The following is a 12,845-nucleotide window of genomic DNA, read 5'->3' on the forward strand; positions in this document are numbered from 1 at the left end:
AAGGGAGGCCATGAATCCCCTGGAGTCTGCCGGGCGCGACGCGGGTGTCGCCATGGCGCATCGTCGTCGGCTGGCCTGCCGACCCACCCGGCGCGGGAGCCGCGCGCTTGGCTGAGACGCGGCCGGACGAGAGCGCGGCACCGGACGGCGGGGCGGTCCGCCTGGCGGCCGTCCTGGCTGCCCTCCGCGACGGCGTCATCACCGCCGATGCCCGGGGCTGCATCCAGTCGCTCAACCCGGCCGCCGAACGCCTGACCGGGTGGCCGGCGGCCGAGGCGCTCGGGCGCCCGGTGGCCGAGGTGTTCCGTCTCGTCGGCCGCGCGAACCGGGTGTCCCTGCCCGGCCCGGTGGCCGAGGTGCTGGCCAGCGGCGCCGCCACGGCGCCCACCGAGCACACTCTGCTGAACCTGCGCACGGGCACCGAACTGGCGATCGTCTGCCATGCCGTGCCGCTGGCCGGGCCCGACGGCGGGGCCGGCGCGCTCCTGGTGTTCCGCGACCGGACCGGGGAACGCGACGAACTCGAGCGCCTGCGCGAGAGCGAACGGCAGCTCAACACCATCTTGGACAACGTCGAGTCCTACATCTTCATCAAGGACACCGACTATCGCTACCGCTATGCCAACCGGGCGGTATGCCGCCTGTTCGGGGCCGATCTGGCCGACATCGTCGGCCGCACCGACGCCGATTTCCTCGACCCGGACGCCCTGGCCCGGCTGCATGCCAACGACCGCCGGGTGATCGAGGACGGCGAACGCCTGGTCGAGGAGGAGGAGCTCATCGGCCGCGCCACCGGCGAGCATTGCACGGCGCTCACCGTGAAGCTCCCCCTGCGCCACCCCGACGGCCGCATCTACGCGCTCTGCGGGGTGGCCACCGACATCACCTGGCAGAAACGGCGCGAGGACCAGTTGCGCCTGGCGGCGGGGGTGTTCGACCACGCCCAGGAGGGCATCCTGATCACCGACGCGGACGCCCGCATCGTCGACATCAACCCGGCCTTCACCGCCATCACCGGCTACGGCCGCGACGAGGCGCTCGGGCGCAACCCCTCGTTCCTGAAGTCGGACCACCACGCGCCGGAGTTCTTCGCCGACATGTGGGCCTCGGTGCTCGAGACCGGCGCCTGGCGCGGCGAAGTCTGCAACCGCAAGAAGAACGGCGAGTCGTTCATCGAGATGCTGGCGATCAGCGCCGTGCCGGCCCGGCAGGGCGGGCGCGGCTATTTCGTCGGCGTGTTCACCGACATCACCCAGTTCAAGGCGCAACAGCAGCGCCTGGAGCGCATCGCCCACTACGACGCCCTCACCCAACTGCCCAACCGGGTCCTGATGGCCGACCGCCTGCACGTCGCCCTGGCCCAGACGCGCCGGGCCGGCGACCTGATGGCGGTCTGCTACCTGGACCTCGACGAGTTCAAGCCGGTCAACGACACCTACGGCCACGAGGCCGGCGACCAGATCCTGGTCGAGGTGGCCAGCCGCCTGAGCCTCGGCCTGCGGGCCGGCGACACGGTGGCCAGGCTGGGCGGCGACGAGTTCGTCATCCTGCTCGCCGGCCTGCACGACCTGGACGAATGCCGGCGCACCCTGGACCGCCTCCTGCGTACCCTGGCCAAGCCCTACGGCCTCGCCGGCGGGGTCGGCGTCGAGCTGTCCGCCAGCGTCGGCGTGGCCGTATATCCGCTCGACGACACCGATGCCGATACCCTGCTCAGGCATGCCGACCAGTCCATGTACGTGGCCAAGGAGGCCGGGCGCAACCGCTACCACCTGTACGACCCCGAGCACGACCGCCGGGCGCGCGCCCAGCGCGAGGCCATCAGCCGGATCGAAGAGGGGCTCCTGCGCGGCGAGTTCCAGCTTCATTACCAGCCCAAGGTCGACATGCGCCGGGGCCGGGTGGTCGGCGCCGAGGCCCTGATCCGCTGGCAGCATCCGCAACGCGGCCTGCTGCCGCCGTCCGAATTCCTGCCCCACATCGACGGTACGGAGCTGGCGCGCCCGGTCGGCGAGTGGGTGATCGACACCGCCCTGGCCCAGATGGCGGCCTGGCGCAAGGGCGGCCTGGAGCTGCCGGTGAGCGTGAACGTCTCGGCGCGCCACCTGCAGAGCCCGGATTTCACCGACAACCTGGCCCGGGCCCTGGCCAGGCAGCCGGGCGTGCCGCCCAGCGACCTGGAACTGGAGATCCTGGAGACCAGCGCGCTGGACGACCTCCTGCACGTGGCCGGCCTGATCGACGGGTGCCATCGCCTGGGCGTGTCCTTCGCCCTGGACGACTTCGGCACCGGCTATTCGTCGCTCAGCTACCTCAAGCGCCTGTCGGCCAAGACCCTCAAGATCGACCAGTCCTTCGTGCGCGACATGCTGCACGACAGCGAGGACATGGCCATCGTCGACGCCATCGTCGGCATGGCCGAGGCGTTCCAGCGCCGGGTCATCGCCGAGGGCGTCGAGGGCGTGGAACATGGCGTGCTGCTCCTGCACCTGGGCTGCGACTGCGCCCAGGGCTATGCCATCGCCCGGCCCATGGCGGCGGCCGAGATCCCGGCCTGGGTGGCGAACTGGCGTCCGGACGGCGCCTGGCTGCAGGCGGCCCGCCAACACTGCCCGAAGGCGGACCTGCCCATCCTGATCGCCGGTTTCGACCACCGCCACTGGATCGACCTGGTGGCGGCCTGGATCGGCGGTGCGGGCGTGGCGGCCAACCCGCCGCCCCTGAACAGCCACGCCTGCCGGTTCGGGCGCTGGTACGACGGCCCGGGCCTGGCGCGCTACGGGGCCTTGGCGGCCTTCCGCGAGATCGGTCCGGTGCACGAGCGCATCCACGCCCTGGTGCGCGAACTGGCGACCCTTAAGCTGGCCGGCCAGGACGACCGCGCCGCCGGCCGGGTGCCCGAGCTGCTCGACCAGCGCAACAGCCTGCTCCTCCTGCTCGAACGCCTGGCCCGCGAGATCGCCGCCCGGGCCGACTGATGGCACGGCGTTTGCTGTTTTCAGGCAATAGGGCGCTGACGCGCCGAATTTGAGAGGAAACCGACATGAGCCGATTCGAGATGGGCGATCTGGTGTATTCCGCCCTGGACATCTACAACGACCCGGTCGAGGAGACCGGGGAAAGCGGCATCCCGGGCCTCAACCCCGGCGACCTGCTGGCCGCGGCGGGGGCCCGCGGCGTGGTGGTCAACATCGGCCACGCCGAGGCGATGCCCGACGAGGACATCTACCTGGTCCGCTTCGAGACCGGCGCGGCGGGTGGCCTGGGCGACCCGATCGGCTGCCTGGCCGAGGAACTGAGCCACGAGCCGGCCGCCTGATGGACGCCGCCGCGACCGCATTCGCCTATCACGACCGTACCAAACACCGCCTCGACCGCTATGCCGCCGGGCCCGGCAGCCTGGACTGGGACGCCCAGCCCAATCCCTTCCGGCACTGGTCCGACACCGCGCGCCTGGCCCTGGACCGGCGTACCGGCACGGCGCCCGCCGGGGTGCCGGACCTGGCCGGGATCGCCTGGCTGCTGCGCCACGCCGCCGCCGTCACGGCCTGGAAGCAGTACGGCCCGGCGCGCTGGTCGCTGCGCGCGCATCCCTCGTCCGGCAACCTGCATCCGACCGAGACCTGGCTGTGCGCGCGCGGCATCGCCGGCCTAGCCGACGGCCTGTACCACTACCAGGCCGAGGACCACAGCCTGGAATTGCGTGCCGACCTGGCCGCCGAGCCGGAGGCCGGGCCTTCTCTGCACCTGGCCTATTCCTCCGTCGCCTGGCGCGAGGCCTGGAAGTACGGCGAGCGCGCCTTCCGCTACTGCCAGCTCGACATGGGCCACGTGCTCGGCGCCCTGGCCTACGCCGCGGCCCTGCTCGGCTGGCGTCCGCGCTTGCTGACCCCGGGTGCGGACGAACTGGCGGCTTGCCTGGGCCTCGACCGGGCCGCGGACTACGCCGGCGTCGAGCCGGAGGAGGCCGAGGCGGCGGTGTGCCTGTTCGGCGCCCCGGCCATGCCGCGCTTCAGCCGCTGGCACGGCCGCCCCGGCCTGCTCGACGGCAACCCCATGTACCGCTGGCCGGTCATCGACGAGGTCGCGGCGGCGACCCGCGGCCGCCTGCCCCCGCTGCCCGCCGGGCCGGCCGAGGTGCCCGCCGGCGTGGCCGCGGAGACCCTGTTGCGGCGGCGCAGCGCCCAGGCCTTCGACGGCCGTTCGGAACTGCCCGTGACCGCCTTCCGGCGCCTGCTCGGCACCCTGGCTGGGGCGGCCGGGTCGCCGGCCTGGGCGCTCTGGACCTATGCGGCGCGCGTGCATCCGGTCCTGTTCGTGCACCGGGTCGAGGGCCTGGCCCCGGGGCTCTATTGCCTGCCTCGCTCGGAGGCCGGTCTGGCCGGCCTGGCCGGTGCCATGCGCCGGGAGTTCGCCTGGACCCCGGCCGACCCCGAGCTGCCGCTCTACAAGCTGGTCGGCGCCAAGGCCGAGCGCACCGCGCGCACGGTGTCGTGCCATCAGGACATCGCCAGCCAGTGCGCCTTCTCGGTCATGTTCGTGGCCGAGTTCGCCGGCCCGGTCGGCGCCGACCCGGCCGCCTGGCGACATCTGCACTGGGAGGCCGGCCTGCTCGGACACGCCCTCACTTTGGCGGCCGAGGCGGAGGGCTGGCGCGGCACCGGCATCGGCTGCTTCTTCGACGACGCCGACCAGGAACTGCTCGGCCTGGCCGACGACCGCTACCGGGTGATCTACCACTATGCGGTCGGCATGGCCGTCGACGACGCCCGCCTGAGCACCCTGCCGGCCTATGACTGAGGCGGCCGTCGACACCCTGCTGCGCGAGGCCATGGCCGGCTACCGGGCCGACCCGGCGCGCGCCGATTTCATGCTCAACTACGCCTGCAGCCAGGCGGTCGACCCGTTGCCGCTGTACCGGGTGCTGTACAAGTTCTACAACGGCCAGCGCCGCTTCGAGCCGGCGCGCGACTTCGCGGCCCGGGCCCTGGCCGAGTCGGCGCGCCGGGCCGGCTTGGCCGGGCCGCCCGAGGGCTGGCGCCGGGACGCCCTGACCGGCGTCGAGACCCTGCTCGCCAGCCAGTTGCTGCTCGCCCTCAAGGCCACCGCCTTCCTCGCCCTGCGCGCCGGTGACGAGGCCGCCGCCGGCCGCCACCTGGCCGTCCTCAAGGACCTCGACCCGGAGGACGGCAGCGGCGTCTCGGTGGTCGCCGCCCTGGCCGACGGCGCGCTCGCCGGGGACTATCCTTGAAGGGTAGCGGCGACCCTGCAGGAGGCGGGCGATGGCGAAGCGGTCCTATCCCCTGGCCAAGGTATACGGCCTGATCGAGCCCGGCCCCGTGGTGCTGCTGGCGACCGCCGGGAAGACGCGCCCGAATGTCATGACCCTGTCCTGGCTGATGCCGGTCGAGTTCGAGCCGCCCCTGCTGGCCTGCCTGCTCGGCGCCGGCGACTACAGCTACGGGCTGCTGCGCAAGAGTCGCGAATGCAGCCTCAACATCCCGGCCGTGGAACTGGCCGAGCAGGTGGTGGCGGTGGGCAACTGCTCCGGCCGCGAGGTCGACAAGTTCGCCGCCTTCGGGCTCGCCACCCGGCCGGCCGCCTGCGTCGGCGCGCCGCTGCTCGAAGCCTGCTATGCCAGCCTGGAATGTAAGGTTTACGACAGCCGGATGGCGAACCGCTACGGCCTGTTCATACTTGAGGTGGTCAAGGCCTGGGTGGACGGTGCGGTGAAGAATCCCCGCACCCTGCACCACCGCGGCATGGGCGCCTTCATGGTGGCCGGCGAGACGATCCGGCTGAAATCGGCGATGAAGTAGCCTGCGGGCCGCCAGCCACGCCTACGGCCCCGGCCAGTGAAACCGAGCCTCAGCCGTTCCCGTCTGGTCGGCCGCCTGCGCGAGCGCCTGCTCAGGCACGGCTACCCGCGCCTGCAGATGTCGCTCATGGTCCTCCTCACCGGCGCCGCCGGGTTCCTCGTTTCGGCCCTGCTCCTCGGTGCCGGCCTGGAGACCATGTGGCTACGCTACCTGTGCGCCTTCGCGGTCGCCTACCCGGTCTTCCTGGCCCTGCTCTGGCTGTGGCCGCGCACCGGCGCGGCGGATTACGGCGAGTTCGCCGACCTGAGCGGATTCGGTGCCTCGCCATCCGGCGGTGTGCCGGTGCCGGGCGGCGGCCATTTCGGCGGCGCCGGCGCCAGTGCCCGCTTCGAAGTGCCGGCCATGGAACTCGGCGGCGCCGAGGCAGGCGTGGGCGGCGACGTCGGCGATGGCGCGGCCGACGCCCTCGATGCGGTGGGCGACGGCGACGAATTCGCCGTCGTCCTGCTCGTCCTGGTGTTGCTGCTGGCGGTCCTGATCGCCTCGGCCTGGCTGGTCTACACGGCGCCCGGCCTGTTCGCCGAGCTGACCGTCGACGGCGCCCTGTCGGCCGGCCTGTACCGGCGCCTGCGCCAGACCGAGACGCCGTCCTGGCTGGCGACGGCGCTGCGCCGTACCTGGCTGCTGTTCGCCCTCACCGGGGTCGCCGCCGTGGCCTGCGCCTGGTGGCTGCAGCACCTGGTGCCGGGCGCGCACTCCATCGGTGCCGTGCTGGCGCGCCTGTAGCGCCGTCTCAGAGGGGCAGGCCGAATTCCGGCCCGATCAGCTTGAGCCAGTCCTCCAGGCGCGCTTCCAGGAGCATCTTCTGGTTGTCCAGGTCCTGCACCAGGCCGACGAATTCGCCCTCCCGCTCGGCCTTGGAGGCCATGAATTCATAGCCGTCGGTGGGCCAGGCGCCGACCACGCGGGCACCGCGCGCGACCACGAAGTCGTACAGCTCGCCGAGCGCGTCGCAGAAGTTGTCGCCGTACTTCTCCTGGTCGCCGAGGCCGTACAGGGCCACCGTCTTGCCGGTGAAGTCGAGCTCGGCCAACTGGGGCAGGAACTCGGCCCAACTCGGGTTCTGGCAGTCCGCCTCCAGGCCCGGCATGGCGCCCTCGCCCAGGGTCGGGGTGCCAAGGATCAGGTGGCTGTAGCCGGCCACCAGCTCCGGGGTGGCCTTGTTGACGTTGAGGGGATCGGCGATGTCGTCGTTGTCGGGAAAGCGACGCTTGATCATCTTGGCGATCTTGCGCGTGTTGCCGGTGTTGCTGCCGAAGAAGAGGCCGATACGGGGCATGACGGTTCCTGTCCAGGTGGTGACGATAGGCTCATTCAAGCAATCGGCGCGCCACGGCCGGCGCTACAATGGCCGCCTCGCAACCACGGACAGCAGCAGCCATGTGCGGCATCGCCGGCGAACTCCGCCTGGACGGCTCCAGACCCGACCCCGCCGTCATCGGGAAAATGACCGCCACCCTGGCCCGGCGCGGGCCGGATGCCGAAGGCAGCTGGTATTCCGGTCCGGTCGCCTTCGGCCACCGCCGCCTGGCCATCATCGACCTCAGCCCGCGCTCGGCCCAGCCCATGGTGGACGCCGAGCTGGACCTGGCCCTGGTGTTCAACGGCACCATCTACAACTACCCGGCCCTGCGTGCCGAGCTGATCGGCAAGGACCACCACTTCCATTCCGACGGCGACACCGAGGTGATCCTGCGCGCCTACGCCGAGTGGGGCGAGGCCTGCGTCGAGCGCCTGCACGGCATGTTCGCCTTCGCCATCTGGGATGGCCGGCGCGGCCAGCTGTTCCTGGCCCGCGACCGCCTGGGCATCAAGCCGCTCTACTACAGCCGCACCGGCACGGCGCTGCGTTTCGCCTCCAGCAGCCAGGCCCTGCTCGCGGCCGGCGACGTCGACACCGCAATCGACCCGGTCGCCCTGCACTACCAGTTCACCCTGCATGCCGTGGTGCCGGCGCCGCATACCCTGCTGGCCGGGGTGCGCAAGCTGATGCCGGCCACCAGCCTGACCGTCGGGCGCGACGGCCGCGCCGTCGAACGGCGCTACTGGTCGCTGGCGGCGCGTCGGCCGCAGCGCAACATGACCGAGGCCGACTGGCAGGCGGCCATCCACGAGGCCCTGCGCGCGGCGGTGGAGAAGCGCCTCTCGGTGGCCGACGTCAAGGTCGGCGTCCTGCTCTCCGGCGGCCTCGATTCCAGCCTGCTGGTCGGCCTGCTGGCGGAACACGGGGTGGGCGACCTGATGACCTTCTCGGTCGGCTTCGAGGACCAGCCCGAGGAGCGCGGCCACGAGTTCGAGTATTCCGACGCCGTGGCGGCCCACTTCGGCACCCGCCACCACCAGTACGCCATCCCCAACAGCGAGGTCCTGCGCCGCCTGCCCGAGGCGGTCGACGCCATGGCGGAGCCCATGGTCGGCCAGGACGCGGTGGCCTTCTACCTGCTCGCCGAGCAGGTCTCCAAGACGGTCAAGGTGGTGCAGAGCGGCCAGGGCGCCGACGAGGTGTTCGGCGGCTATTTCTGGTATCCGCGCATGTACGCCGAGACCGAGGGCGCCGCCGTGGAGCGGTTCCGGCGCCATTACTTCGACCGCGACCACCCCGAGTTCCTGGCCACCGTGGCGCCGCGCTACCATGGCGCCGACCACACCGCCGAACTGGTCGCCGGGCGCCTGGCCGAGCCGCTGGCCGACGAGTTCATCGACCAGGTGCTGCGCATGGACGTGACCATGCTGATCACCGACGACCCGGTCAAGCGGGTCGACAACATGACCATGGCCTGGGGCCTGGAGGCGCGCGTCCCCTTCCTGGACCACGAGGTGGTCGAGCTGGCCGCCGCCATGCCGCCCGAACTCAAGCTGGCCTCGGGCGGCAAGCACATGCTCAAGCGCATCAGCCGGGGCCTCGTCCCGGACCTGGTGATCGACCGCAAGAAGGGCTATTTCCCGATGCCGGCCCTGAAGTACGTGCGCGGCGACTTCCTCGACTTCATGCGCGGCCTGCTGGAGTCGCGCGCCTGCCGCGAGCGCGGCCTGTTCCGGCGCGCCTACGTCGATCTCCTGCTGGCCGAGCCGGAGGCGCACCACACGCGCATCCAGGGCAGCAAGCTATGGCATCTGGCCCTGCTGGAGTTCTGGCTGCAACGCCACGTCGACGCGGCCTAGGCTAGGCAGCTTCGACCCGGTTGCGGCCGTTCGCCTTGGCCTTGTAGAGGGCCGTGTCGGCACGCGCCATGGCGACGTCGGCGTTGACGTCGTCGGGGAACAGCTGGGCGACGCCGATGCTCACCGTGAAGTGCAGGTGGCCGCCCTCGAACTGGATGCCGTCGGCCTCGGTCTGGCTGCGCAGGCGTTCGGCGAATTCGAGGGCGCCGCCCGGGGTCGTGCCGAACAGCAGGACCGCGAATTCCTCGCCGCCCAGGCGCCCGGCCAGGTCGGTGCGGCGCAGGTTCAGGCGGACCAGATTGGCGAAGTGGCGCAGGGCGGCGTCGCCGGCGGCATGGCCGTGGTTGTCGTTGACCTGCTTGAAGTGGTCGAGGTCCAGCATCAGGAGGGTTGCCGGCGGTTCGTCGAAGCGCTGCAGGCGCGCCCGCTCCTGCTCGATCAGGCTCAGGAAATGGCGCCGGTTGGGCAGCCCGGTCAGCGAGTCGGTCGTGGCCAGGGCCTGCAGCTCGGCTTCCATGCGCTTGCGTTCGCTGATGTCCTGCTTGATGCCGACGAAATGGCTGATGTTGCCGTCGTCATCGGTCACCGGGGCGATGATCAACTCCTCGTCGTACAGGCTGCCGTCGCGTTTCTTGTTCACCACCTCGCCGCGCCAGACCCGGCCGGCCAGGATGGTCTGCCACATGGCCGCGTAGAAAGGCTGGCTCTGCAGGCCGGACTTGACCAACTCGGCGGGGCGATGGCCGACCGCCTCGTGGCGCCGATAGCCGGTCAGCTCCTCGAAGGCCGGGTTGACCCATTCGATGCGGGCCTGGGCGTCGGTGATGACGATCGCGTTGGCGGCGGCGTCGAGCGCCGAGACCAGCAGGCGGTCGCGCGCCTGGGCAGTCTGGCGGGCACTGATGTCGTGGAAGGCGACGACGGCCCCGGCGCGGCCGTCCTTGGCATCCATGCGGGTGACGATGAGGTGGACCGGGAGGCCGCTGCCGTCCTTGCGGATGAACCACTCGTCCAGGTGGCGCGTCTTGCCATCCTGGAGGGTCAGGTGGATCGGACACAGCTGCGCCTCGTAGGGGCGGCCGTCGGCATGGTGGTGGTGGATCAGGGCATGCTGATCGTTGCCGAGCAGTTCCTCCGCCGTGTAGCCGAGCAGGGCCAGGGCAGCCGGATTGACGAAGGTGCAGAGGCCGTTCTCGTCGACGCCGTAGACGCCTTCGCCGAGGGCGGCGAGCAGTTGCCGGCGCTCCTTGGCCAGGCGCCGGTCGCGGTCGCGCAGCTGGCGCTGGCGGAAGGCCAGCATGAAGGACAGGAACAGGATGGTCATGCCGCCGGCGGTGGCGACGCCGATGGCCAGCCAGTGCTGTTCGGCGACGTCCGACCACCTGACGGCGGGGGCCTGGTCGTAGGGCGGCAGGCGCAGGGTCTGCAGCATGGCGCGCACCGGCTCGTAGTCGGTCGGGATGGCCCAGCCGTGGTAGTGCCCGGCACGCGCCGCCGGGTTGTCGGCCGCGAGGGAGAAGAGCGCCTTGGCGACCGCCTGGGCGAGGTGCTCGTCGGTCGCCGGCATGGCGGCGAACGGCCATTCCGGGTACAGCCGCGTCGAGACCAGGAAGGGGAAGCCGGGCGCCGGGTGCGGGTTGACCACCCGGATCTGGCTCAGTTGGAGGACGCCGCGCGCGGCCAGTGCCTCGAGCACGCCGGTACGCACGAAACCGGCGTCGGCGCGGCCTTCCAGCACGGCGTAGATGGCCTTGTCCTGGGGCATGCCGGTGATCAGCAGGTCGAGGTCGCGCACCGGGCTGAGGCCGATCCGGGTCAGTTCGGCGGCCTGCATCTGGTAGCCGCCGAACGAGGTGACCTCGGCGGCGGCGACCCGCTTGCCGCGCAGGTCGGCCAGGCCGGCGATGTCCTGGCGGCCGGCCGGCACGAAGACGACGCCGCCGAACTGGGTCAGCGGCCGGCCGTTCTCCAGCTCGATGAGGGTGGCGAGCGGCGACGACAGGGCGTTGTGCTTGGTCAGGTAGACGTAGTGGCCGGGATTGGTGAGGACGAAGTCCAGGCGTTGCTGGCGCACGGCCTCTTCCAGCTCGGGCAGGGTCAGGGCCAGCACCCGGAAGGGCTGCCGCGTCTGGGCGGCCAGGTAGTCGGCGGTCGGCTGCCAGCGGGCCAGGGTCTCCGGCTTGGGCCGGAAGGCCAGCACCCCGATGGTGACGGGCCGCGGCGGGGCCGCGCAGGCCACACCGAAGCAGGCCAGCACGGTCACGGCCAGCAGGCAGAGCCAACGGGACATCGGGCGGGTTCCGGGCATCGTTATCCGGGTAGTTGTACGCACGGAAGGGTTATATCGCCATTATTGACGATGCGCCTTCGTTGCGCATCAAGGAGATGGACGGACCGCCCCTGTCGGAAACCCAACAAGGCGTCGCGCCGGTGGACTTTCGGACATGGGGTTGGGCCGCATAGGCGTGATGAAGTACATATAAATCAATATGTTGTGTCATGTCATGGGGTGGCATGGGGTTTGCGATGGCTAGCCCATAGCAGTTCAACACAAGGAGATACGCCATGATTACCCTGACGCCCGCGGCCCTGTCCGCCGTCGAGAAGTTCATCCAAGGAGCGGCCAGTCCCGTGGCCGGTCTCCGCATCGCCATCTCCGGCGGTGGTTGTTCCGGTTTCCAGTACGGCATGAGCCTGGAAGAGAACGCCGCCGAGGACGACGTGGTGGTGGACCTGGGCAAGGTGAAGCTGCTGGTCGATCCGTTCTCGGCGCCGCTGCTGAGCGGTGTCACGGTCGACTTCGTCGACAGCCTGAACGGCTCCGGCTTCAAATTCGTGAACCCCAACGCGGCCAGCTCGTGCGCGTGCGGTTCCTCGTTCTCCGTCTAAAGGGATCACGGCCATGTGGGACTACTCGGACAAGGTCAAGGAACACTTCTTCAGCCCGCGCAACTCGGGCGTGCTGGAAGACGCGAACGCCGTCGGCGACGTCGGCTCGATCAACTGCGGTGACGCCCTGCGCCTGATGCTCAAGGTCGATCCGGACACGGAAACCATCGTCGACGCCCGCTTCCAGACCTTCGGCTGCGGCTCCGCGATCGCCTCCTCCTCGGCCCTGACCGAGATCATCAAGGGCAAGAAGCTGGACGACGCCCTCAAGGTCAGCAACCAGGACATCGCCGACTACCTGGACGGCCTGCCGCCCGAGAAGATGCACTGCTCGGTGATGGGGCGCGAGGCCCTGCAGGCCGCCGTCGCCAACTACCGCGGCGAGGAGTGGAAGGATGACCACGAGGAAGGCGCCCTGGTGTGCAAGTGCTTCGCCATCGATGCGGTCCTGATCGAAGAGACGGTGCGCGCCAACAACCTGACCTCGGTGGAGGACGTCATCAACTACACCAAGGCGGGCGGCGGCTGCTCGTCCTGCCACGAGAACATCGAGGAAATCCTCACCAAGGTGATGGCCGAGCGCGGCGAGACCTTCTCGCCCCACGCCGTGGAACTCAAGGAAGAGGCCAAGCCGAGCAAGCTGACCAACCTGCAGCGCATCAAGCGCATCGAGACCATCCTGGATTCGATCCGGCCGCAACTGCAGCGCGACCACGGCGACATCGAACTGGTCGACGTCGACGGCAAGACCATCTACGTCAACATGATCGGCGCCTGCGCCGGCTGCCAGATGGAAGCCATGACCCTGCAGGGCATCCAGCAGCGCCTGATGGAAGACCTGGGCGAGTTCGTCAAGGTGGTGCCGAGCCGCGCCGGCTCCTACGCCCGCGCCGCCAGCCACGTATAAGGAGAGCG

General features: G+C 70.6%; 11 protein-coding genes. 9 read left to right on the plus strand and 2 right to left on the minus strand.

Going from position 1 to position 12,845, the window contains the following annotated elements; genetic code table 11:
• The first annotated feature begins 107 nt into the window (after positions 1 to 107).
• The 6 genes from EZJ19_RS14805 to EZJ19_RS14830 all read left to right on the plus strand — a co-directional run bounded on the left by EZJ19_RS14805 (position 108) and on the right by EZJ19_RS14830 (position 6,605).
• A complete protein-coding gene (locus EZJ19_RS14805; RefSeq protein ID WP_131448942.1) occupies positions 108 to 2,978 on the plus strand; it encodes an EAL domain-containing protein in 2,871 nt (956 codons plus the stop codon).
• Between the two features lie 65 nt (positions 2,979 to 3,043).
• Positions 3,044 to 3,319, plus strand: coding sequence for a nitrogen fixation protein NifZ (locus EZJ19_RS14810; protein ID WP_131448944.1), 276 nt, complete (start codon positions 3,044 to 3,046; stop codon positions 3,317 to 3,319).
• Positions 3,319 to 4,800, plus strand: a complete 1,482-nt coding sequence (locus EZJ19_RS14815; RefSeq protein ID WP_131448946.1) for a nitroreductase family protein — start codon at positions 3,319 to 3,321, stop codon at positions 4,798 to 4,800. The genes EZJ19_RS14810 and EZJ19_RS14815 overlap by 1 nt, the downstream gene beginning before the upstream one ends.
• Positions 4,793 to 5,251, plus strand: a complete 459-nt coding sequence (locus EZJ19_RS14820; protein ID WP_131448948.1) for a hypothetical protein — start codon at positions 4,793 to 4,795, stop codon at positions 5,249 to 5,251. The genes EZJ19_RS14815 and EZJ19_RS14820 overlap by 8 nt, the downstream gene beginning before the upstream one ends.
• Before the next feature lie 31 nt (positions 5,252 to 5,282).
• Entirely contained in the window at positions 5,283 to 5,819 is a 537-nt protein-coding gene (locus tag EZJ19_RS14825; RefSeq protein WP_131448950.1) for a flavin reductase family protein, read from the plus strand.
• Positions 5,820 to 5,855: 36 nt separating this feature from the next.
• On the plus strand, positions 5,856 to 6,605 hold the full coding sequence (locus EZJ19_RS14830; RefSeq protein ID WP_131448952.1) for a hypothetical protein: 750 nt from the start codon (positions 5,856 to 5,858) through the stop codon (positions 6,603 to 6,605).
• A gap of 7 nt (positions 6,606 to 6,612) precedes the next feature.
• Here the strand turns inward: EZJ19_RS14830 and EZJ19_RS14835 are convergent, their stop codons facing one another.
• Positions 6,613 to 7,158 carry a flavodoxin gene (locus EZJ19_RS14835; RefSeq protein ID WP_131448954.1) on the minus strand — a complete coding sequence of 182 codons (546 nt, stop codon included), beginning with the start codon at positions 7,156 to 7,158 and terminating at the stop codon, positions 6,613 to 6,615.
• Positions 7,159 to 7,259: 101 nt separating this feature from the next.
• Here EZJ19_RS14835 and EZJ19_RS14840 point away from each other — a divergent pair, with 101 nt between their 5' ends.
• The gene (locus EZJ19_RS14840) at positions 7,260 to 9,041 is read left to right on the plus strand and encodes an N-acetylglutaminylglutamine amidotransferase (RefSeq protein ID WP_131448956.1); all 1,782 of its coding nucleotides are present in this window, start codon (positions 7,260 to 7,262) and stop codon (positions 9,039 to 9,041) included.
• A gap of 1 nt (position 9,042) precedes the next feature.
• Here the strand turns inward: EZJ19_RS14840 and EZJ19_RS14845 are convergent, their stop codons facing one another.
• A complete protein-coding gene (locus EZJ19_RS14845) occupies positions 9,043 to 11,331 on the minus strand; it encodes a diguanylate cyclase (protein WP_165873595.1) in 2,289 nt (762 codons plus the stop codon).
• Positions 11,332 to 11,606: 275 nt separating this feature from the next.
• Here EZJ19_RS14845 and EZJ19_RS14850 point away from each other — a divergent pair, with 275 nt between their 5' ends.
• Positions 11,607 to 11,930: a HesB/IscA family protein gene (locus EZJ19_RS14850; protein WP_131448960.1), complete on the plus strand. Its 324-nt coding sequence runs from the start codon at positions 11,607 to 11,609 to the stop codon at positions 11,928 to 11,930.
• Positions 11,931 to 11,943: 13 nt separating this feature from the next.
• Positions 11,944 to 12,837 (plus strand): Fe-S cluster assembly protein NifU, encoded by an 894-nt coding sequence (gene nifU / locus EZJ19_RS14855; RefSeq protein ID WP_131448962.1) that lies wholly within the window; start codon positions 11,944 to 11,946, stop codon positions 12,835 to 12,837.
• Positions 12,838 to 12,845: the final 8 nt, after the last annotated feature.

Source organism: Parasulfuritortus cantonensis, from assembly GCF_004337445.1.
In the GTDB taxonomy this organism is placed as follows: Bacteria; Pseudomonadota; Gammaproteobacteria; order Burkholderiales; family Thiobacillaceae; genus Parasulfuritortus; species Parasulfuritortus cantonensis.